Source organism: Leptolyngbya sp. FACHB-321, assembly GCF_014695975.1.
In the GTDB taxonomy this organism is placed as follows: Bacteria; Cyanobacteriota; Cyanobacteriia; order Leptolyngbyales; family Leptolyngbyaceae; genus Stenomitos.
This window is the reverse complement of record NZ_JACJPI010000014.1, coordinates 30901-52271: the sequence shown is the minus strand read 5'-3', so window position 1 is coordinate 52271 and position 21371 is coordinate 30901. Positions and strand designations below refer to the sequence as shown.

Below are 21371 nucleotides of genomic sequence, written 5' to 3'. Positions count from 1 at the left end.
GGGCAGGAGGAATCTCAACTCGACGCACTGGTATAGAAGCGGAGTGCAAACCGCCAGAAGGCAGCAGAAGCAAAGAGTAGTGCGATCGCTAGTAGTCCTGCTGCCAGAGTCCAGCCGATTTCGCCACGACCAAGGATGACTTCTGCTGGAACGGTGGTCAGGAAAGCAACGGGAACAACAAACGTAAAGAAAAAACGGTAGGCAGTGGGATATGCCACCATCGGGTAGCGCCCCGCTTCTAGTAAACCCCGTAACACTTCCGTCACGTTATAGATTTTGACGAACCAAATGCTCATTGCGCCCAGAATGAACCAGAGGCTGTAGAGAGTCAGAAAACCAAAGGCGATCGGCACCAGGCTGAGCAAATAATAACTCGCTTGTAGTCCCAATTTTGACCCCGCATAACCGACAACAGCAAGCCCAAACACCAGATCCGGCACGCCCCACGGCGAGAGTGTATGCGTTGAAAGCCAGAACTGTGAGCTAATTGGCTTCAGCAGCACAAAATCGAGCGTACCCTGCTGAATATGGCGCACAATGCGGTTTAAATTGGGTGCCAGAAAGGTACTAGAAAACCCTTGGAGGATGGTAAAGATGCCCAGCACCACCAGTGCTTGCTCCCAACTCCAGTTCTGAAAGGAATAACCTGTGCGGTAAAACAAAAACAGCCCAAAGAGGCTTCCTGCCAGCCCACCTAAACTACTAAGTGCTGCCAACAAAAAGTTCAGCCGATACTCCAACTCAGCCGCGATCGCCGTTGCCCAAAACAACTGCAAGACCTTCCAATAGCGTTTCATGCGTTTTGCTTCACTGCTCCTGCTCAGACTAACAAACATTGGACAACGGCAACTGATTCGCTCGTATAGCAAAAGGCTAAAGGATTAAGTAAAACCCTTACTAGAAGCAGAACTAGGAACCCCAATCTGTCCTAGCTCTCTTCAACTGCTATAAGCTAAACAGCAGACTCCATCCTCAAAGCCCATCGTCGCTCCATAGTCTGCGTCATAAGCGCTCGCTCTCAGATAAAGGAAAAGCTAGCAATTATGTTTGGCTGCCTATCAACTTAATTACTTTTGTCTTCGTTGAGTGATCTAAGGCATAACGCTAGCCTTCAGATTGACCAACAATACTGCAAGCCCCGAAACTCGCTCAGCTACAATACTGTTTGTGCATAAGCTTGGTTTACTTGTGAGCGCAGGATCAATCGCCTGATAGCATGAGCGTTTGCTTTGAGTGCGTGCGTTAATGCCATGCTAGTAGCTGCGCGGTCTGTGTTATAAGTTTGTGTCGTCTTTCTGGGACAACGTTGCGCTATCCACCGTTTTTTCCTCTGCCTCGTTTTGATGGGAAAGCGCCCTTGCTAGCTGTGCTGGTGGTGCCATTTGTGTTGCAGGTTATAGCAGCAGTGGGGCTGACTGGCTATCTTTCTTACTGCAATGGGCAGCAGGTGATTAGTAATCTTGCTGGGCAGTTAGCCTCAGGGGTTGGCGATCGCGTTGAGCAACGTCTATCGCAGCACCTGCAAACGCCTGCGGAAGTGACTCGTAACAACGCGGCAATTATGCAGTTTGAGCTTTTGGATGTGAACGATCGCCCCATCCTTGAACGCTACTTCAAGCATCAGCTAAAAATCTTTGCTGATGTAAATTCAGTGGCACTGGTAGATGCGCGCAACAATTTTCTGGCAGTGGTGAAGCGAAGTGGTGACTTAATTGCGCTTCCCGCCTCAAAGACAGCCAGTCATGACGAGCTGAACCGCCCCTCAATCGAAAGTGCTGAAACATTCCTATTACCGGGACTTGGCAGCTTTAATGATCTTGAACGTCAGGCTACAGAGTCCTGGTTTCTGGCAGCAAAGTCGGCGAAAAAACCACTTTGGCGCTTGTCAGTTCGGCTGACAGCAGCAGAGGAACCAAGTCTGACAGCTATGCATTTACAGCCGCTTTATGATCGCGCTAATCGCTTTCAGGGCGTTTTGGCAGCGTCGGCTTCGCTATCAGACTTGAGTCGTGCGCTCCAGCACCTAAAAATTGCTGAAACCGATCGAGTGTTTATCGTTGAGTCAAATGGCTTGATGGTGGCAAACTCGGATGACAACCAACCCTTCCGTCGCTTCTTGCGTGAGAAAAAACGCTCGGAGTTAACGCCAGTCGACGTATTGCCAGCCACAGTAGCGCCACCTTCAGTCGTTGCGTATCGGCGGCTCAATGCTGTCAGCAGCCATGACTTTTTGACCCAGCAGGCGGCTTCATCGGTTGTTGAGCGCTTCAAGTCGTTCGATCGCATTCAGAGCCGCCAGCAGTTTCGTCTTGACGTCGATCGCCAGCGTTATTTTGTATATGTCGAACCGATAGGACGTGACCAAAACCTTAACTGGCTAGCAGTTGTAGTTCTGTCGGAAGCCGACTTTGCAGAGGCAATCAGCGCTAATAATCGCCTCACACTTTGGCTTTGCATCGGCACCTTAATCACTGCAACCCTCCTGGGCTGGTTAACCTCTTCCTGGATTGCTCGACCCATTTTGCGGCTGAGTCGAGCCAGCCGCGAACTGGCACTGGGAGAATGGCACTACCCCGTAGAGGATGACAGTAGGGTTGCCGAATTAGAGGTATTGGTACACTCGTTTAACCAAATGGCGGTGCATCTGCAAAAATCGCTTGACCAGGTGAAGATTGCACTGCAAGAGTCAGAAGCAAAGTTTACGAAAGTCTTTCGTGCTAGTCCCGATGCCATTACCATTGCCTTGCTATTCGCCCGTCGCTACATTGATGTCAATGACCGTTTTTTGGAGTTTACTGGCTATACCCGTGAGGAAGTGATCGGACAAAGCGCGGTCAGCTTAAACTTGCCAGCCAACCCAGCACAGGTCGATCGCTTTGAGCAACTGCTGCGTACTCACCATCGTGTTCGTGATGTCGAGATTGACTATCGCAACAAGCAGGGGCAATTAAGAACGGTATTGGTATCTTCCGACATCATTGAGTTAGAAGGACAGACGTGCCTTCTAAGCATTTATCGAGACATTACCGAACGCAAACAGGCAGAAGCCGCACTCTTTGAAAGCGAACAGCGTTTTCGGAGTGCGTTTGATACAACGGCTGTTGCAATGAGCCTTGCCGCTCCAGACGGACGCTTTTTACAGGTGAATGCGTCATTTTGTAAAATGCTTGGCTATTCTGAGGCAGAACTACTGACATTAACCTTTCAGGAAATCACCGATCCTGACGATCTCGACGCAACAATGGCATCTGTCCAGAGACTCCTGGCTGGCGAAATTTCTTACCACCATCTTAAAAAGCGCTACCTGCACAAGGATGGACGCAGAATCTGGTGTCTTCTGAGTGTGTCACTGGTACGTGGTAGAAAGCAGCAACCGCTCTATCTGGTGGCTCAAATGCAAGTGATGACCTATCCCTACTATTAGACAGCATTAAATAACCGCAAACACTCCGATGCAGCGCTGTTAAAAAGCTCTTTCCCCAAAAGGTACTCAAGTTTGCTCACGCTGGGTGGGTCTGAGGTTGCGTTGCGGTTTTATGATGGAGAAGACAGCGTTACCCAATGCGCGACGTGTTTGTGCAGCGATCGTCGGCGTAACGATTGAACTATTGTGCCTGGAGTTAAATTGCTACCTATGAATGTCATGGAGTTTTTTCAACTGAGTACAGGACGCTGGCAATCGCAGCGCACCACCCATCACCTTGCCTTTAAACGTGCTGAGGCAGGTGGCTCTGAGATTCAAGTTGAGGCGCTTGCCGCTGATCATCCTAAAATTGTTGAGATCTGCCAACTTCATGAGGTTGACCCTAAGCGAGCGATCGGCGGTGCCTTTGTCTCCTGGCATGGAGCGATGGGTTGGGATAAAGATGATGAAAACCATGAAGGGACTACCGTTTTTGCCCTGATTCCAGATACTGAACAACCCCAACAGGGCACATTGTTGCGCGAACGGGGCTACGCCGAAATTGTCCCCGTGGCTGGGCAGTACCACATGGATGATGAAGATGCGTTAGTGCTGACGACCGAGTATGAAACGATGAGTTCGATCGAGCGCTTCTGGTTTCCCAGCCCCAATCTCAGGATGAGAACCAGCACAGTGAAACGCTTTGGTGGTTTTGCTACAGCAACCTTCTGTACTGAATCCCGCCTTCAAGATGCGCCAGAGGGTGCCGCTAGCCAAGAAAACGCTAACTCATCTAATCTACCGACCGACACCCTTAAGACTGCCGCGCAACCCGCCAAATACGTTTCCTTTTTCGGTTGGTAAGGGTTGATGGCTTCACTGATCATGACAACCAGCCGTGATCCCTTTACTCGTGGGCTGGATTACTTGTATGGCGTTCGTAGTCTTGCGCTGAAGCCTGAGATGGTCGATCGGGTGCATGATATGGAGCACCGTGATCGCATCTGCACCTGGATCAGTGAACATATTGAAGCGGTCAATGCTCAGCTTAATGTCTGCCTTGAGGCTTGCCACGCTTGCTTTCACTCCTGGGAGCAGCCATTGGTTCAAATTTTTGCGGCACCCCTGGCTCAAGCCTTTGGACTGGATGCACTCTGTAATTTACAGACCACGCCCATCTCAATTCTGATTGATGTGGGGCGGGTCATGCCGGAAGACTGGCTGCTAGTTGTGGCTCACGAATATGCCCATGCTCATGCAGGCACTCCCGGACATCATCCGCAATTTGCTCGATCGCTGGCTCATCTCTGTCTGGGTTTGGCAATCGCCCTTCCACCCTATCAGGCTGGAAGGGAAGACAGTCTGCGCTTTTATCCAAGCTATCTGCCAACCAAAGACCCGCTAGCGTTTTGGCAAGGAGGCGGTGAAATTGGCGATCGAGTGTGAGAAAATCACAGAATGATGTCCGACAAGGCAGTAGTCGGAGGTCGATCGCAGGTCCTTGAGTCATCGTTTTGTTAAAACGATCAACTAGGTGATCAACTGGCAGCACGCGGTAGAGCGAAAAGCGTTCAAGCCTTACACCACGCCAGTTTAAGTTATGTAATGTTTATCAGACTAAAGCGAATAATGCTGACCACCGCCCTATATGATTGAGGATGTCTTTGTAAGATTTCGTAAGAAAAAGGGAGATTTACAGGCGTGACAATTCCTCTTTTAGAATATTCCCCCGTTAGCCAAAATCAGCGCGTGGCAAGCTACGAGGTTCCTGGAGAAGAGCAGCCCAGGATCTTCTCTACAGATAACCTGCTTTCTTCTACAGATTTAGATGCGTTGATTGAAGCTGCATACCGTCAGCTTTTTTTCCATGCGTTTGCTGTCGATCGTGAGAGCGCTTTAGAATCGCAACTCCGCAACGGTAATATTTCCGTTCGCGATTTTGTTCGCGGTTTGCTGCTTTCCGATACCTATCGACGCAGTTTCTATGAACTTAACAACAATTACCGCTTTGTTGAGCAAACTGTGCAACGGGTTCTCGGTCGTGATGTCTATGGTGATAAGGAAAAGATTGCCTGGTCGATCGTGGTAGCAACCAAAGGTATCGTCGGCTTTGTAGACGAGCTTCTTAATAGTGAAGAGTACCTTTCAGCCTTTGGGTACGATACGCTTCCCTATCAGCGTCGTCGTGTCTTGCCCAGTCGCACTGAGGGTGAACGACCCTTCAATATCAAGTCTCCTCGCTATGATGCCTACCATCGCGCTAAACTTGGTTTCCCACAAATCATCTGGCAAACAACGGTTCGCAGCTATGTCCCTCAAGACAAAAAGCCCAAAGCCGGCAGCCCAGCACTGTTCCTTGACATGGCACGGGGTATCAATCCAAAAGGCAACCCGCCGCAGCAAATTTCATCCAGCAATATCGACATCGAGAAAGCAGTGCCTTATCGTCGTCGATAAACACTGAATTATCGTCTGATCAGTACTAAAAAGAGTGTGAGCCATCCCTAATCTGACATGGCACACGCTCTTTTTTATTTGCTTTAACCCTACTAAATGGCTAAGTAGGCGATGAGGGTTTAACTAAGCACTACTGAGAGACTGGGTTTTGACTGCAATCAACCCGCCGATACACAGAACTGAGAGCATTTCGACTTCGCGTTCAACTGAGCGCCCTTCAGCTTGAGCGCTCAGGTCGAAAGCTTACGCCGAAGTCTCAATGCATCTTATAAAAATTACGCCTAGCTAATATAAGTAGCTAGCCTGCCTCAAATTGGCTTGTGGTAGCAGTAGGTTCTGCACGAAACCCTAGTTCTAAGAGTGCTTTACGGATTTTGGCTTTAGAAGGGCGAACGATCGGTGCTGTTAAGTCTAATTCTCTAGCTGTCTCGAACAGTTCTCGCATCAATAAATCCAGGGAGATATCCGCTGCATCCTCTGGGAGAGGCTCAATTCTGCCTTCGTACGCCAGGGTGTACAGCTCTAAATGATGTTTTCCCATCACTCTAGCCAATTTTCTCAAAGTTTCAGGCGTGGGACAGGTGCCCTTAAAGCAAGCCCCTCGCAAACGCGGTTGCGGAATACCAGACAGTTCCGCCAGACGGTTCATGCTGATCCCCTGCTCTTCCAGATATTGAAGAATGGCTTGCCCTAAGGGTGAACAGTCTTCTGCTTTGATTTGCAACCGTGCTGGCATTGGTTTGTCGTCAGTAAGCTGATGCTAACTTGGAGTGAGAATTTTTTAAGTGAAGAGAACGCTTCAACCTCAGACACATTGTAGTGCCTGAAAGAACGGAAGTCGAATCGATGAGGAATGCCTACATCTTCACCACGCAAAAACTTTATAGAAGACCAATTCTGTCGCCATCAGTAGTTGGTTGAATGCCCTTCCCCCTGGAGTGATCGTCTCTACTGCAACGAGAAAGGTGCTGAGTGGATGACGATCGCGCAACTGAATCACGTATTGTGGATGCTCTGGACATGATTGAATAGCATCATGAAATCTCGACATTACCTGCTTTTGGTAGGGATCATCCTTCTGGGAGCCATACTGCGCTTCTGGAATCTGGATCTAAAACCTGTCTGGTTAGATGAGGTGATTACGGCTCTGTTTAGTTTGGGACGCAACTATTATGAGGTGCCTCTAAACGAAGCGTTTTCGCTATCAGTATTAGAACGAGTGTTTACGCTGAATCCAGAGACAAGCTGCGCTCAAATTGCTCAAACGATCTCTAGCCAATCGGTGCATCCACCGCTATTTTTTTGCTGGATGCATGACTGGCTACGGTGGACGCAGACGCTGCCACTGTCATGGGTCTGGAAGCTGCGAGCTTTACCGGCGTTGATTGGAGTAGTGTCGATCGCCGCTGTTTATCAACTCAACCGCATTGCCTTTTCGCCCGCAGCAGGGTTAACAGGGGCAATGGTTATGGCTGTTTCTCCGTTCGCGGTGTACCTGTCGCAAGAAGCCCGCCACTACACCTTACCCATGCTGCTAGTCATTCTGGCGCTTTTGGGGCTGTATCAGATGCAGACTGACTTGTATCACCGTCGTATTCGCCTTGGTGTTTGGGTCGGCTGGATGGTTGTCAACAGCATCGGCTTCTACGTCCACTATTTCTTTTTGCTGGCGTTTGTTGCTCAGGTTGCAACCCTGCTCATTAATATTCTGACCTTTAAAGCGCTTCCCACGCTTCATCGCTCCCCGGATGCCCCACACACCACAGCTCGTACGCTCTATCTCCATCCACGTCGTGCGTTCCTTGCTGTGGCGCTTGCCGCGACGGGCATCTGTCTCACCTATCTACCCTGGTTGCCAACCTTTCTCAGCCACATCAGTCGTCCTGAAACCAACTGGATGAAGCCCTTTGAGCCAGATTGGATGGACACGATCGCACCGCTCTATCAGTTACCCATCGGCTGGATTTTGATGGCGATCGCGCTCCCGGTGGAAAAGCAACCCGGTTGGCTAGCTACCTTGATGGTGGTATTGATGGTGCTGTTTAGTGTCTGGCTATTATGGCAAGTGTCGGGACGCTTCGCACAACTCTGGAGTACCCCCGACACACATCTGGCAACGCGATTGCTGGCTGTCTTCGTCCTGTGTGTATTGCTGGAATTTTTGGCGATCGTCTACATTCTCGGCAAAGATATTACGTCGGTGCCACGTTATAACTTCTTGTACTTTCCAGCCATCTGTGCGTTGCTGGGAGCCTGTCTGGCTCAACCCAGTCGAGGCAGGCAGAAAGGCAGTGTGAAGAGTAACCACCACAGCGATATAGCAGGACAGAGCGACCCATCTGACACGCTCGCAGAACGGCATGCAGCACGTTTACCGCGCCATACTCTAACATGGGCAGTGCTACTAGTGGGCGTACTCAGCAGCACGTTGGTAGTTTCAAATCTGGTGTTTTTGAAACCGTATCAGCCTGATCAGGTTGCCAAAAACGTTCAGACTACAGCCGAGACACCGCTTTTAATGGGCATGGCATACGGCGATTTGCAGGAGGTAGCACTGGGTCTAAGTTTTGCGCTTGCTCTCAAGGGGCAGACTGGCGATCGCCCTGGCACAGACTCACGCCACTACTTCACTTTTCTACCGAAAGTGCGTCCCGCAGAGACAACGGGTACACAAGTAGACGATCGTCTACAGCAACCCAGCTACACCTATGTCTGGGAAAATCTGGCAAGACTCAAACAGCCTCTGCAGTCTCCCTTTGCTTTCTGGATGGTTGCACCCGGTCTCAAGCGAAACGAGTTTCCACCCACACTTTCCATGCTGCATTCAGCAGGAAGTTCAATCGGCTGCGTGCTTGATCGCGATCGCTTTTACCGATTAGGTATTCCGTATCAACTCTATCGCTGCAAACAGTGAGTCATTCGAGACGCATAATTACTTATTCATCCGTTTGCCAACCGTCATAACCTGGTCTGCGTCCAAAGTAGTCCTTTGTATAATTCTCATCCAGAATCTTTTTCGGTCGCATGATGAGAATGACTTCGCCTAATAAAGGCTCATCGGGCGGCAGCTCAGACCATTTGATCTGGATCTGGTCTGCTTCTTCAACAATGAAGTAGCGATCGTTCCGCCACTCCCGCTGTGCCCGATCCACTATAACCAGCACATCCCCTTGCTTACCAGGCAGCGGCACCGGAAACATTTGGCTGTCGCACAAAAGTACAACCGGGTCAGTTGCCATCAAAATTACCTGCCAACCGGGTACAGGTACCCAAGCCGCAGCCCCCTCAAACTTCACAATGCCAAACGGTTGAATAGCATCAACCATAGGCACTGCCTGAAGATCGGCTTTTGTAAGCGGCAGCTTGCCAACCACCGGAAGGACTCGCGGCAAATCTTCATCCGCTTCTAAACGGTACACCGGGAGCAATGGTGCTGTTGCAGTCGGCACAACGCTGAAATCGGTCAACAGGCGCTCAATCTGTTTACGCGCCTCATCGCTATGGACAAATCGCAGCCCTCTAGCAATAAAGCGAGAGCGTTCTTGTAAATCTGCCTTTTGGCGTGCTAGCTTCCAGCATTGATAGGCGATCGCGTCGCCTACATGAGTCGTAAAACCTTCTGGCACAGTACCAAGCCGCGAAAAATCTTTAATGGCTTTGGCAACATCCCGTGCCTCATCCACATCAATCCCCTTTTCGGCTGCTAAGGTTGCTGCTGCTGCCCGCTCTGGCTGCGTCAAGATTCGGAACTCGTACAGCAGATCGCTGCCTTTTCGCTCAAAATGAGTCCTAACAGCATCAGTTATCCCAGCACTGACGGCACTAGTAAACACCTGACCACCAACGATAATCTGGTTCTGCTGAACCGGCTCAAACCCAGTCGCTTCAAAAATTGCCTGAGGACTGTAGCCTGCTTTTTGCAAAGTCTGACACGCCTGCCCCCACTCGACCCACGTGCCTTCCTTACGCCGTAGCGACTGTAGTAGACTCTCTACGTCTACATCAGATTGAGAGTGAGGCTGGGAAAAATTTTGAGGAGTATCAGTCATAAAAGCACATAGCGAACTTACACAAACTCTAGCGCGATCAGGCGTACAATGAAAAAGATGGTTTGAAGTTAAACGTTTGCTTGACGAATGCTAACTCTCAAGGCATCATAAGGAACACATCGGGGGGTATAGCTCAGTTGGTAGAGCGCTTGCATGGCATGCAAGAAGTCAGCGGTTCGAATCCGCTTATCTCCATACCTCGTAATTTTTAATGAGAAATTCAATGTGTCACTTTGAGTCCAGTCTTGCCAGTACGGCAGGAGAATGCCTGAATTCCTAAGCGGCAGGTGGATGGCTTATTATTACCTGCCATGAGTCAAGTAATTTTAGGAGGTTAGAGAACGGTGATCGTCCGCTCTAGCTGTGGCTGCTACTCATCCACCTCTAGTCAGAATGCGCTCAGTGCCACTAGCTAAAAGACCGATTGATCTCACGAGGTTCAAGGTTCCGTGTTTGATCTTAGAGCGGAACTCACCAGAATCAAAGGCTTAGAAAGACATCGTGTCATTGTCTATACCTTGCTCCTGTAAATAAGCTTTATGCTTTTGCTACAAATTTATCAAGGATCGAGAGTAACTGTAAGCGTCTTTTTTTGAGGTAGATACGTAACGCTTAGATCAACCTTTAAGTTGAGACCTCTAAAACTTGGATCAAGAACGAACTTATAGTCATTCGTATTTGAGATGCCATATTGATCCAGAAACCTAATCAACTTACAAACCTCGTTGGGACTTATAGTGATAGCCATCATTGCTCTTAATATTTGAATGGTTAACCCTACGGAGAGACGTGTTATGCTTTGCTGCTTATAAATATCAACCACTTGCAAAATGCTAAACGCATAGACACAGTCCTCAAATTGTCAGTAACTTTTGGAATGGAGAGTGAGGGTGAGATCGCGCCCCGCCTACTAATGAGGGTGAGCGCTACTGTTTCATTAGCGATTCTCAGTCCATAAATAATTGCCAGCGTTATGCTGACTTCTCAGCAACTTCTAGAAGAGTACCGACTATGATCTTCCAGTCACTCTTGACCTTACGTAGGGTGTAATTCAAGTCGAAGCGTTCCAGTTCGGAGTTATCTTTTTTGTACCGGATTACTGTTCCAGTGATGATCGCGAGATTATCTCTCACTTGTCTGACTTCCAGAGATTCAGTCTTGCTATGATCGTAGCCGCGCCGTTTTAGCCTAGTCATGGCGATTTTGAATGCTGCCCAGCCAATGATTTTATTTGTGATTTTGACTGGCTTTTGTTCAGAGATCAGAATGGCGGGATACTGATAAAACGGCAGAATGACTGAAGGATCGAGGGTTTCAAAGGCTTCAGCGTAATCCTGAAAGGTTTCCAGAATGAGCGGGTCAGAAGCAATGGTTTTGGAGTTGGTGAAGGCATCATTCATATGTCTGTCCCTCTAAGGGTGTTGGAGAAAGTTAATGAGAGCACTAGCGGTATCATTGGGATGGCTGAAGCAAAAGCCGTGACTCGCATTTTTGATTGTTGCTTGCTGGGCACCCGGAATTTTTTGAGCGAGAAAACCGCTGTTTTGTGGGGGTATGACAGGATCGCGATCGCCAGTGATAACTAGTGTGGGTGCGGTGATCTTGCTCAGCAGATTACAGGTATCGTGGGTATGCATTGCCTGAAGCTGCCGTTGTAAGGTACCCCCTTGACTATGGAATGGCGTGGTCATTTGAAGCAGTTTTGTCAAATCGGTTTGATGATCGCGGGTGAACTCCGGGGTGAAGAGCAACGGGAGGATGTTGCCCGTCAATAATCCACTGGCATCGCCAAATTCGCTACAAGTGCCACCCGCTGCTGTACAACCAAGTATCAGTTTATTGAGTTTGTCAGCATGGTTAAGGGCAAAGTGTTGGGCAATCATGCCACCCATGCTGACACCGAAAACGTGAGCTTTGGGTTCGCCTAGGGCAATGAGGAGACTGGCGGCATCATCTGCCATTTGAGCGATCGTGTAGGGATAGGTAGATTGGCTGGTCTCTCCTGCATCGCGGTTGTCAAACAGAATCACTTTGTAGTGTTGAGCGAGAAGCTCAGGGAAGGCTGTGCCCCAGTCGAGGAGGCTGAAACTGAGACCAATGACAAGTAATAGAGGGTCGCCTGCGCCTTTGATTTGATAGTTAACCTCGAGTTCACCAGCAGAGATTTTGGGCATACTTTTAGCCTATGAAGGGGATGAAAATGGGCGTGGGATCTACTGAAATGAGAACTCAGATCCTTAAAACGCAAACTCAGATCCTTGGAATTAACACACAAAACATTGAAACGATAGGGCAAATCATTAAAACTTGAAAATGAGATGAGTTTTTTCTTAACTAAAATCTTCCGATGAGTGAATGAATTTTTCCACCACTGCTTTCTCTAAAATCTTGAGTCAAGTCGCAGGGGAGCTTGAGCAAGTGCGATCGCCAAAGCTAAGTAGCTCGGTGTAATTAAACCAGAGATGCTTTTGGGGATGTAGGGGTTGCCCCCCTTGCATGAGGACAAAGCCCCCACCCCCCCTTCTTACAATTAATTAAGGCTACCTACTTAATATGTTTTCTAGAAATACGATCACGCCTTTTAAGGAACTGGAGGAACGACCAAGGCAGATGGGCAAGTTCCCGTAGGTTAATGACAGAGCTACGTAAGCTTAACCTAGACGAGCGCCAGCAAACTATACGGATGATTAAGAGGATGCAGGCTGAAAGGTGGGTTTTGTTGGTGTTTTAGCCGTCAAGGAAATTAGTTCATCTTCAGCTATGGCGTTAACCTCGCCTTTGGCTTCATTTAAGTGCTTCTTCACTTGATTGAGAACTTCGAGATCAAGCTTCTTACCTTTACCAATTGTGATGGTAACTTCACCCTCTGTGGATGTAGACAAGCTATTTATCGTCTGCTCTAGCACTTTGAAAGGCTTAGTAATTTTATCTCCTATTTGTGTATCGACCCCTTTAACTTCATTCAATAAGCTCCATACTTCTTTGAAGTCATTTGGGTTTAAACCAGCCTCATTCTGAAACATTAAGATGTTGCAATTTTCTGATTTGGTTTCTGACTGTCGTCTCAGTTCTTCCTCGATTTTTTCTAGCTTTGTTGCAGCTTCGTTTAATTTAATCAAGAGCAGCTGAGCGCTCTGTTTCAACTTCTCCTGCCTAGCTGGTTCTTGTGCATGTTCTTTCTCTTTCTCAGCTACAGCTACAGCCACAGCTTTTTGTTGCTCAGCAATGACTGTTTTAATTCGCTCTTGTAAAGCAATAAAGATGGCAGCACCTGCTGAACCAGCAACTACCGACGTGCCAAATAGAGCAAAGACACTGACAGGTTTCAAGAAGACCATTGCTGCAGGAGCAGCTAGACCACCAATACTCAATCTTGCAAAGATGCCTAAATCAATTACATTTTTATAATTGGCATCGCGACCGCTAGTATCAGCAGCTCTCGCAGCCCACTCATCATCACTCGGTTTATGAGGTCGCTCAATGTTGCCGTTTAGATTAATTAATTCTGCAACAAACCCTCCTAAAATCCCAGCAGCGACGGTTATACCCAGTGCCAGCCAAAATTCTTGATCACCAATGTATGGTGTATCTAAACCCTTAAGTACACCTCCTTTACGTTTGATAGGTATAACTTTTCCTGTACCATCGTTTCTGTAATCAATGACATCCCCTTCGTTGAAACCAGAACTTGATGTAGAAGAGGGAATAGAACTTGGGGGATTTTGGCAATATGCGGCTGTAACAGTCAGACTTGTAGACAGAACCAATCCTAAAAAGGTGCCTATCTTGTATTTCATGGTCTAAAAAGCCTCCTTGTTTTGCTTATAGTGTCAATCCGTCATAAGGCTCAGGATTTGCGCCTTGCTGTGATAGCGGTTCTTAACTTAAGACAAGTTTGGCCCGCTCTAGGATCGCAATGCGTTCTGCCAATCCATTAAAGCCACCATTGACTCTTCGCGTTACTTCACGCACATTATCTTGATCTGCTGGATCATTAATACTTTTACCCTTCCAAAACCATCCTGCTGCTAAGACAGCGTGTGGAAAGTTCTCCACTAATTCAGGCTTACTGACAACATCAACTCCGAGTTCATCAAAGAACTTTTGGTAGTTAGCTCGACCAGTCAACTGAATTATTCCTCGACCTCTGAAACGGAAACCATCACCGGGATGATTGTTACCTAAATCGCGTCTACCCTCATACCATTCCTGAGCTTCTGTTGGTCCCCAAAGCTCTCGCAACCATCGAAAGCCACCGCTCTCGTGGATGACCTGTGCCAGAAAGTGAGCGATACGCAACTTTGAGTTGATCTGATAACGCTTAAGTGTTGCGTTCATTCCTGGTGTCATCATCTTGATCCGACTAACAAGTTCATTACTGCCAACAATTTGAAGCAGCATATCCGTAGTAACAAACTCTTCATTAGATTCAATATCAAGAGACTGTAGTGCCCTATCATCTGGATCAGGTGCTGCTGAACGTAGGTTGAATAGGCGCACATAAGGAGCAACACCAGCAGCTTTGGGGGGTAGATTGGAAAGTAACCGAATTTGTTGATCTACCCCCTCGTCAATGTCTTTGAAGCCGGATAGAGATATCAGCAATTCTTCCAAGCGATCGGTCGCAATATCTCGGTAGTCATCAAAAGCTTTACCTGCACCATAAAGACCTTCATAAGGTAAAGCTCCATCTGGGCGAGTAGGCAAATTGGACAAGGCGCGGATTGAGCTATCAACAAAGAAATCAGCTGCAAAGGCTCGTTCTGGAAGTTGCATTAGCAATTGTTCTAAACGATCCAAGCCAAGCTGCCGATAAGCTCTCTGTTCATCAGAATTCATTGAGAATCTCCAGTATTTATTTGGGCTTAATCAGAAAACTGATTCGTATTTTCAAGAAATCTATAAACCGTTCAAGCCTTTATGGCTTGTAAACGTAATGAACCCAGAGGTCTCCACTGGGATGGCAAATTCGTTCCATCATTCCATAGGAGTAGGTTAAACCAGCACCGCTAGCGTTGGTATCGTATCCATCCGAGAACCATTCGCCGTAGGGGTCGTTAACAATCCAGCCTCTAGCGTTGTAGCCAATAATGACAACAATGTGTCCCCTGGCAGTAAAGTCTCCATGAACAATCACTGGATTGCCTTTATTCAACCAAGGTTTGATGTCTTTCCAGTGACCATTCATTTGCAAATCATCTGCATACCCGTATCGCTGAATTAAGGTTGCTAGATCTGTCGGTGCCTCCCGGTTCAAGCTGTGGTTTTCACAGTACTGATACAATTCATCTTCCAACTGTTCTCCGGTTGGATTTGGATGTCCCAGGTAACCAAGGCACATGGCAACTTAAGTGACATTACAGGTAATACTAGGATTGAATCGGTTGTCTAACTGACTGCGCCAGCCGACATTAAGCTTCTTCTCTTCAGATTGCCCTTGAGGTAGAACAACTCCATCCCTTGCTATCTCTACATGCTCCTCAAAAGCCCACCAGGTATTCCTTCCCTGGAAAGAATCTGTGAGAAAGGCAACTTTGTAGTGCCTATTTTGCTCATTGTAAATATAGCTATGCAAGGTGAGCACTGTTCCTGAATCAAGAGGCTGAACGTCAGACTGATCTAACTGGTCGCTTGGAATCGGCTGTAATTTGATACCAGTGTCTTTCAAGGCTCTTAAAGTATATGTGGGCATTCTCCACTCCTTAATTTTCTGGAAATACTTTCTGATTTAGCTACCGTAAAGACTAGGTAGTCAGCTTTGAACCCTCTGCTCATTGGAGTTCTAGCTTCTGTTAGTGTCATTCACACGTAGCCCTACTGCGGAATTAATGGAAAATCAGGGCTTAATGATGTGTAGCCATGCATTTTCTTCAGTGGACAGCAATCTCTTCTTGCTGTAAATTTCAAGAGCATGATCGTAGTCAGCAGAATTGACACAAGTAGCGTACATGCCATAGCTGGAGTATCGAACACTTTCGCCTATTTTCGAGTCGTCGTGGTCACCCTTTGGAAAGTTATACTCTGCCCACGGATCGTGAACGATAAAGCGATAAGACATTGTGTTTGGGTCAGGCTCATACCCAACGAGTGTAATGACATGACCTATACGGGTAAACCAACCGTGAGTAATCACGACACACTCGTCATCAAGAGCTTTTTTTGCGTCGTTCAAAGAGCCATCTATAAGGAATTTGTAAGACTTGACACGAGGACGGAGATAGTCCGCCATTACTGCTGGATCGCCTGCTATACCTTGCGATACTAAAGCATTGCGAATCCCGTGAATGTCGTCGGTGCCTAGTGCCATTGCAATACAAGCACTCTGGCAAAAATCCGAATTGGGTTGTGGGACGTACTTGATTTTTAATGTCATGGAGGGAGTCCTTTGAAATGGAAGGTTGTTGAAAGGAACTAACTGAGTTGGCAAGGATTCAAACTGTTCCATTCAACCTAGCTACCGCTCATAAACTTTGGCAGTCGGGAGAAGGTCGGATAAAAGTCGGATTAGAGGTCAGAGGAATTACTGAGAAGTTTAGTTAAATTTGGATACAAACCGGAAATAACCCTGATAGATTTCCTGAGAGTCAGATTGCAGCGTGGTATTTCTCTGAAGAGCAATATAAAATTCACAAAAGCTCGCTTAATAAAAAGCAATCAGGTGTGCAATGACCCTAACGATTTAGGGTGTGTCAGGAAAACTTACCGCAGAGTAGTGTTGTTATGTCACCTGTGCGTCAGGACGTTGGAACCGTGACAGCCAAAGAAGGACTGGAATTTTTAGAACAGGTTTTAGCACCAGAAAGTTTAAATAAGATTCAACAAACTGTTTTTGAGCAAGCCTGGGAAGGTCGATCGTACAAAGAAATTGCTGATGAATCTGGCTATACACTGGGTTATATCAAGGACACTGGCTCCGAGCTATGGCAACTGTTGTCAGAAGCACTGGGGCAGAGGGTCACACGACGCAATTTTCAGACAATTCTGAAGCGATCGATACAGCTGGGGAAGCAGGAACAGAAAATAGGAACTAGCGAAGCAATCCAAAATCCAGAAGCTAAAATCCAAAATCGCGTTGATTGGGGAGAGGCGATCGACGTTTCCATTTTCTACAATCGCACTAATGAATTAGCGCAACTTGTCCAGTGGGTTCAGCACGATCGCTGCCATGTAGTCACTATTTTGGGCATGGGTGGCATGGGCAAAACAGCGCTGTCCGTCAAATTAGGGGAACAGGTAAAGGACGAATTTGACTATCTCATTTGGCGCAGTTTGCGTCATGCTCCCTCGCTGCAAGAGCTGCTGGCAGACTTAATTTCGGTTCTTTCAGATCAAGCGGTGATGAAATTACCGGAAGCAGCTGACGCCCAGATCTCGTGCTTGATGAAATACCTGCGCCAGCAGCGCTGTCTGTTGATCTTGGACAACGTGGAAGCAATCTTCCAAAGTGGTCAACATACCGGGCGGTATCGGCAGGGTTATGAAGCTTACAGTCGTCTGCTCGAGCGAGTGAGTGATGAACGGCACCAAAGCTGTTTGGTTTTGACCAGTCGAGAGAGACCAGCAGAAGTCAGCCTACGAGAAGGGGACACGCTACCGGTACGATCGCTGCAATTAGTCGGACTATCTACTTTTGAAGGACAAAAGATTCTGACTGAGAAAGGTTTGCTGGAGTCCGATGCCGACTGCCACCAATTGGTTGAACACTACAGCGGGAACCCGCTAGCACTGAAGATTGCCGCCGCAACGATCCGATCGCTGTTTCACGGCAAGATTGAGACCTTCTTAACCCAGGGAAGCATTGTCTTTGGCGACATTAGCGAGCTTCTGGATCAACAACTCAACCGTCTGTCTGATCTAGAGCAACAGGTGATGTACTGGCTAGCCATCTGTCGTGAATGGGTTTCCCTGGAATCATTACAAGAAGATATTGTCCCCCAAGCCACACCACGAAATGTGTTGGAAGCCGTAGCCTCCTTACAAGCCCGCTCATTGATTGAAACGAATGCCGTGGGCTTTTCGCAACAGCCCGTTGTCATGGAGTACATGACCGAGCAATTAGTGAAACGTTTCTACTACGACCTTTCGACTCACGCATGGATCTTCTTCGATCGTTATGCCCTGATCAAAGCGCAAGCCAAAGATTACATTCGCGAAGCCCAAATTCGTTTAATTCTGCAACCCGTTAAAGAGAAGCTCCTAGCAGCCTTTGGCAATCAACAGAACCTCAAGAACCACCTTCATCATCTGCTAGCGGCTGTACGCGTCAAACCGATAGATGGCGGTTATGCCGCAGGGAATTTGCTGAATTTATTCTGGCAGTTGCATAGTGATTTGAACGATTGCAACTTTTCCAATCTAACGATTCGCCAGGCCTACCTACCCAACGTCAGCTTACATCGAGCTAACTTTTCCCACTGCAAAATGGCACAATCGGTGTTCGCGGAGACGTTTGGAGGAGTAGCTTGTGTTGCTTTTAGTCCAGATGGCAAGCGTTTAGCTACCAGTGATACTAGTGGTGCAATTCAGCTTTGGGACATACCCAGTGGACGGCAGCTTGTCATCTGTAAAGGACACAAACACTGGACCTGGGCCGTTGCCTTCAGCCCTAATGGACAATTTCTGGTCAGTGCCAGTGATGATTATCTGGTCAAACTTTGGGATGTCCACACAGGCGACTGCCTAAAAACCTTTGTCGGACACACCTACTCTGTTAATGCGATCGCCGTCAGTTCCGATGGGCAGCACATCGCCACCAGTTCTCAAGACGCCACAATTCGGTTATGGCACCTCCAAGCCCCTGGAGATTTAGCCCAAGCCATTGCCTACAAAAGTCGCCTGGGCGTAGTAAGTGACTGCCTTCAACTGTTGGGACATCAAGGACGAGTCTGGTCTGTGGTCTTTAGCCCGGATGGTCAAACGCTGGCAAGTTGTTCTGAAGATCAGACCATCAAGCTGTGGGACTGGAGAACAGGACAATGTATGAAAACCTTGACTGGGCATCAAGGCTGGGTGAAAGCGCTCGCCTATAGTCCTGACGGTAAGCATCTGGCAAGTGGCAGTTTCGACCATACCGTCAAAATCTGGGATAGAGAGACAGGGGACTGCCTGAAAACGTTGTCTGGCCATACCAGCACCATTACCACGGTCACTTATAGTCCAGACGGGCAGTGTCTTGCTAGCAGTAGTTACGATCAAACTCTGAAGCTTTGGGAAGCCGAAACTGGGCAATGTACTAGAACACTGCACGGGCATGGCAATCGCGTCTGGTCTGTGGCGTTTAGTCCAACCAGGCAATGGTTAGCAAGCGGCGGTGATGATCATGCTGCCAAACTGTGGGATGTGAAAACTGGGCAGTGTATCAAGACGATTAAGGGACATACCAATGCGGTACTGGCGCTCGCTCTGAGTTCTGATGGTCATCACTTAGCCAGTGGCTATGAAGACCAGACTATCCGGTTGTGGGATACGGTGACTGAAGCATGTGTGCAAACCTTGCATGGGCATCGCGATCGGGTTTGGTCGGTTGCTTTCAATCCCCAAGCCAGTGATGATGGTAGCTGTGCCGATGAGCTTACTCTGGCGAGTGGTAGCGCTGATCGCACCATCAAGCTATGGCACTGGCAAACCGGACACTGCCTAAATACCCTCGAGGGTCATAGCAGCTGGGTCTGGGCAATGGCCTTTCATCCACAAAGACCGCTCTTAGCCAGTGGCAGTTACGATCGTACAGTCAAACTTTGGGATTTAGATGCAGGAAAATGTGTCCAAACGTTGGAGGAACACACGGCTCCTGTTATCTCGGTTGCCTTTAGCCCCAACGGTGCATGGTTAGCCAGCAGTAGCTTTGATACCACCATTAAGCTCTGGGATGTTCAAACCGGGCAATGTCTCCAAACGTTACTGGGGCATAGCAATAGTGTTTGGCAGGTGCGCTTCAGTGCCGATGGACAGTCTTTAGTGAGTTGCAGCTTTGACCAAACGATCAAGCGTTGGGATGTCTCAACTGGAAAATGTCTGCAAACCTTGGAAGGGCACACTGAGCCAGTCATGACGGTCACTTACGACAGCGATGAGCAGCACTTAATCAGTGGTGGATTGGATCAGACGGTGCGCTACTGGGAAGTTGCAACTGGCAAGTGTATCCAGGTGCTGAAAGGGCATACAGGTTTAGTTTCAACAATGGTGTGCCAACCGATCGCGCTTGCACGCGATACTGGCAATCAAGTGGGTACAGATTCCCCAGAAACCGTCTTACCCCAAGCCACAGCATCCCTTTTCAGCGGCAGCTTTGATGAGACAATCAAACGTTGGAGCCTGGAAACGCGCTCGTGCACATCAACTTTAAGAGTGCCACGCCCTTATGAAGGCATGAACATCAGCCAGACGCTCGGACTCAACGAAGCTCAAAGAATTACTCTAAGGGCTTTAGGAGCCGTTAGCGATAAAAGATAAGCTCCTCTTATAAGGGGGATTTGAACTTTCGGCAATGGGTTGCTCTAGATTTGGACTTTCGGCAAATAGATGGCTGAATTGGGTAGAAAACAGCTACGATCACTCAACGAGAGAATCAGTATTTCAGGTTGCACTTTGGCAAAAGGATGCTTTATTCAGCGGCAAAGGCTTGGCTTATGGTGCAGCAGATTGACAGCCTCATCTCGTCTGGTGTCCTTGCCGTTTGGGAGCATCGTTGCTGACGTTCGCTCCCCAGTTGCAGGCTCTTCCCAAGTTTTGGTGATCTGGATTCTGCAACAGCTTAGAAACCTAGCAGCTTCGTAATCAAGCTCAGCGGCTACGCCCTTTTTCACCAAAAGCTGGGAAGAGCCCAGTTGCATTGTCATCTAATAATAGTGGCAAGTAGATATTAGTGAGGAAACAGAACGTTTGTCTACGATCGCAGCACTGATTTAGTTCAGTTGTGTGGCAAAAACCTTTTATAGCTGTAACCAGTGAGGTTAGGACATAGCAGCCGACAGTGAGCCATACTACGGTTGCTTTATGTGTGATCCAGACGGGCACAAAGTGGAAGCAACCTTTTGGGATGAGCAGCTTGAACAAACACTGAGTCAGGGCACGTCTGCCTGAACTGGGCGAGCGCCACATTGGTATAGGTAGCTGCTGCGATCGCAGCATAAACTTGAACGTGCGCTCTGTTGTGCTACGCGCTAAGTGCAAACGGAACGCCACGACAGAGTGACTTTAGTTTGAGACTTTACGGGCAACGGCGGATCTAGGGGATGGCATTATGAAAGGCTTGGGTACTCTGTCTGATTGCCCTCAAACCCTATGAACAGCTCTATTTTCAGCTTGGCTTCTTTGCGCTATCTCTCATGCAGCAGGCTTCCTAGATTGGTTGTCACCCGTTACGCCTTCTCAGTAAACGGTTACTCTCCATCCTAGACTTCAGCCCACTTCACTCAGCGTTTCTACAAGCTTCTAGCGCTGATTTTCTCGTATTGATTCAC

General features: G+C 48.1%; 17 protein-coding genes, 1 tRNA gene and 1 pseudogene. 8 read left to right on the top strand and 11 right to left on the bottom strand.

What is annotated here, in order from left to right; all coding sequences use genetic code 11:
- Nucleotides 1–14 precede the first annotated feature (14 nt).
- Complete coding sequence (locus H6F76_RS01715) at nucleotides 15–797, bottom strand: ABC transporter permease (protein WP_190505380.1); 783 nt, start codon at nucleotides 795–797, stop codon at nucleotides 15–17.
- Between the two features lie 485 nt (nucleotides 798–1282).
- On the opposite strand from H6F76_RS01715, the gene H6F76_RS01710 reads away from it, so the two are divergent.
- The 4 genes from H6F76_RS01710 (at nucleotide 1283) to H6F76_RS01695 (ending at nucleotide 5860) form a co-directional block, all read left to right on the top strand.
- Nucleotides 1283–3424 carry a PAS domain S-box protein gene (locus H6F76_RS01710; RefSeq protein WP_190505378.1) on the top strand — a complete coding sequence of 714 codons (2142 nt, stop codon included), beginning with the start codon at nucleotides 1283–1285 and terminating at the stop codon, nucleotides 3422–3424.
- 210 nt (nucleotides 3425–3634) lie between these two features.
- The gene (locus H6F76_RS01705; protein WP_190505376.1) at nucleotides 3635–4267 is read left to right on the top strand and encodes a phycobiliprotein lyase; all 633 of its coding nucleotides are present in this window, start codon (nucleotides 3635–3637) and stop codon (nucleotides 4265–4267) included.
- A 6-nt stretch (nucleotides 4268–4273) separates the two neighbouring features.
- Nucleotides 4274–4849: a hypothetical protein gene (locus tag H6F76_RS01700; protein WP_190449173.1), complete on the top strand. Its 576-nt coding sequence runs from the start codon at nucleotides 4274–4276 to the stop codon at nucleotides 4847–4849.
- 255 nt (nucleotides 4850–5104) lie between these two features.
- Nucleotides 5105–5860, top strand: coding sequence for a phycobilisome rod-core linker polypeptide (locus H6F76_RS01695; RefSeq protein ID WP_190449172.1), 756 nt, complete (start codon nucleotides 5105–5107; stop codon nucleotides 5858–5860).
- Between the two features lie 298 nt (nucleotides 5861–6158).
- On the opposite strand, the gene H6F76_RS01690 is transcribed toward H6F76_RS01695, so the two are convergent.
- Nucleotides 6159–6596, bottom strand: coding sequence for a helix-turn-helix transcriptional regulator (locus H6F76_RS01690; RefSeq protein WP_190505374.1), 438 nt, complete (start codon nucleotides 6594–6596; stop codon nucleotides 6159–6161).
- Between the two features lie 129 nt (nucleotides 6597–6725).
- Nucleotides 6726–6911: a hypothetical protein gene (locus H6F76_RS01685; protein ID WP_190505372.1), complete on the bottom strand. Its 186-nt coding sequence runs from the start codon at nucleotides 6909–6911 to the stop codon at nucleotides 6726–6728.
- Here H6F76_RS01685 and H6F76_RS01680 point away from each other — a divergent pair.
- Nucleotides 6897–8774 (top strand): glycosyltransferase family 39 protein, encoded by a 1878-nt coding sequence (locus H6F76_RS01680; protein ID WP_190505370.1) that lies wholly within the window; start codon nucleotides 6897–6899, stop codon nucleotides 8772–8774. The two genes, H6F76_RS01685 and H6F76_RS01680, sit on opposite strands and share 15 nt — an antisense overlap.
- Before the next feature lie 22 nt (nucleotides 8775–8796).
- On the opposite strand, the gene H6F76_RS01675 is transcribed toward H6F76_RS01680, so the two are convergent.
- A complete protein-coding gene (locus H6F76_RS01675) occupies nucleotides 8797–9909 on the bottom strand; it encodes a RuBisCO accumulation factor 1 (RefSeq protein WP_190505368.1) in 1113 nt (370 codons plus the stop codon).
- Nucleotides 9910–10031: 122 nt separating this feature from the next.
- Here H6F76_RS01675 and H6F76_RS01670 point away from each other — a divergent pair.
- Nucleotides 10032–10104, top strand: a tRNA-Ala gene (locus tag H6F76_RS01670).
- Between the two features lie 776 nt (nucleotides 10105–10880).
- Here H6F76_RS01670 and H6F76_RS01665 read toward each other — a convergent pair.
- The 7 genes from H6F76_RS01665 to H6F76_RS01640 form a co-directional block, all read right to left on the bottom strand.
- Nucleotides 10881–11309 carry a hypothetical protein gene (locus tag H6F76_RS01665; RefSeq protein WP_190505366.1) on the bottom strand — a complete coding sequence of 143 codons (429 nt, stop codon included), beginning with the start codon at nucleotides 11307–11309 and terminating at the stop codon, nucleotides 10881–10883.
- 12 nt (nucleotides 11310–11321) lie between these two features.
- On the bottom strand, nucleotides 11322–12083 hold the full coding sequence (locus H6F76_RS01660) for an alpha/beta fold hydrolase (RefSeq protein WP_190505364.1): 762 nt from the start codon (nucleotides 12081–12083) through the stop codon (nucleotides 11322–11324).
- A gap of 513 nt (nucleotides 12084–12596) precedes the next feature.
- The gene (locus H6F76_RS01655) at nucleotides 12597–13706 is read right to left on the bottom strand and encodes a hypothetical protein (protein WP_190505362.1); all 1110 of its coding nucleotides are present in this window, start codon (nucleotides 13704–13706) and stop codon (nucleotides 12597–12599) included.
- Nucleotides 13707–13788: 82 nt separating this feature from the next.
- A complete protein-coding gene (locus H6F76_RS01650) occupies nucleotides 13789–14748 on the bottom strand; it encodes a glycoside hydrolase family 19 protein (protein WP_190505360.1) in 960 nt (319 codons plus the stop codon).
- 79 nt (nucleotides 14749–14827) lie between these two features.
- Nucleotides 14828–15250: a C39 family peptidase gene (locus H6F76_RS29480; protein ID WP_199321853.1), complete on the bottom strand. Its 423-nt coding sequence runs from the start codon at nucleotides 15248–15250 to the stop codon at nucleotides 14828–14830.
- A gap of 6 nt (nucleotides 15251–15256) precedes the next feature.
- Entirely contained in the window at nucleotides 15257–15601 is a 345-nt protein-coding gene (locus H6F76_RS29475; protein ID WP_199321852.1) for a hypothetical protein, read from the bottom strand.
- Nucleotides 15602–15745: 144 nt separating this feature from the next.
- Nucleotides 15746–16282: a C39 family peptidase gene (locus tag H6F76_RS01640; RefSeq protein ID WP_190505358.1), complete on the bottom strand. Its 537-nt coding sequence runs from the start codon at nucleotides 16280–16282 to the stop codon at nucleotides 15746–15748.
- A gap of 347 nt (nucleotides 16283–16629) precedes the next feature.
- On the opposite strand from H6F76_RS01640, the gene H6F76_RS01635 reads away from it, so the two are divergent.
- Both H6F76_RS01635 and H6F76_RS30155 read left to right on the top strand, forming a co-directional pair.
- Nucleotides 16630–20361 (top strand): NB-ARC domain-containing protein, encoded by a 3732-nt coding sequence (locus H6F76_RS01635; protein ID WP_199321851.1) that lies wholly within the window; start codon nucleotides 16630–16632, stop codon nucleotides 20359–20361.
- Between the two features lie 725 nt (nucleotides 20362–21086).
- Nucleotides 21087–21254, top strand: a pseudogene (locus H6F76_RS30155) (IS4 family transposase); the annotation flags it as partial.
- Nucleotides 21255–21371 lie beyond the last annotated feature (117 nt).

What these genes read in the sequence shown, in the direction of transcription:
- H6F76_RS01690 (WP_190505374.1), bottom strand. Translation starts at nt 6,596, where the DNA reads ATGCCAGCACGGTTGCAAATCAAAGCAGAAGACTGTTCACCCTTAGGG.
- H6F76_RS29475 (WP_199321852.1), bottom strand. Translation starts at nt 15,601, where the DNA reads ATGCCCACATATACTTTAAGAGCCTTGAAAGACACTGGTATCAAATTA.
- H6F76_RS01640 (WP_190505358.1), bottom strand. Translation starts at nt 16,282, where the DNA reads ATGACATTAAAAATCAAGTACGTCCCACAACCCAATTCGGATTTTTGC.
- H6F76_RS29480 (WP_199321853.1), bottom strand. Translation starts at nt 15,250, where the DNA reads ATGTGCCTTGGTTACCTGGGACATCCAAATCCAACCGGAGAACAGTTG.
- H6F76_RS01660 (WP_190505364.1), bottom strand. Translation starts at nt 12,083, where the DNA reads ATGCCCAAAATCTCTGCTGGTGAACTCGAGGTTAACTATCAAATCAAA.
- H6F76_RS01655 (WP_190505362.1), bottom strand. Translation starts at nt 13,706, where the DNA reads ATGAAATACAAGATAGGCACCTTTTTAGGATTGGTTCTGTCTACAAGT.
- H6F76_RS01650 (WP_190505360.1), bottom strand. Translation starts at nt 14,748, where the DNA reads ATGAATTCTGATGAACAGAGAGCTTATCGGCAGCTTGGCTTGGATCGT.
- H6F76_RS01685 (WP_190505372.1), bottom strand. Translation starts at nt 6,911, where the DNA reads ATGTCGAGATTTCATGATGCTATTCAATCATGTCCAGAGCATCCACAA.
- H6F76_RS01635 (WP_199321851.1), top strand. Translation starts at nt 16,630, where the DNA reads ATGTCACCTGTGCGTCAGGACGTTGGAACCGTGACAGCCAAAGAAGGA.
- H6F76_RS01705 (WP_190505376.1), top strand. Translation starts at nt 3,635, where the DNA reads ATGAATGTCATGGAGTTTTTTCAACTGAGTACAGGACGCTGGCAATCG.
- H6F76_RS01715 (WP_190505380.1), bottom strand. Translation starts at nt 797, where the DNA reads ATGAAACGCTATTGGAAGGTCTTGCAGTTGTTTTGGGCAACGGCGATC.
- H6F76_RS01675 (WP_190505368.1), bottom strand. Translation starts at nt 9,909, where the DNA reads ATGACTGATACTCCTCAAAATTTTTCCCAGCCTCACTCTCAATCTGAT.
- H6F76_RS01665 (WP_190505366.1), bottom strand. Translation starts at nt 11,309, where the DNA reads ATGAATGATGCCTTCACCAACTCCAAAACCATTGCTTCTGACCCGCTC.
- H6F76_RS01680 (WP_190505370.1), top strand. Translation starts at nt 6,897, where the DNA reads ATGAAATCTCGACATTACCTGCTTTTGGTAGGGATCATCCTTCTGGGA.
- H6F76_RS01700 (WP_190449173.1), top strand. Translation starts at nt 4,274, where the DNA reads ATGGCTTCACTGATCATGACAACCAGCCGTGATCCCTTTACTCGTGGG.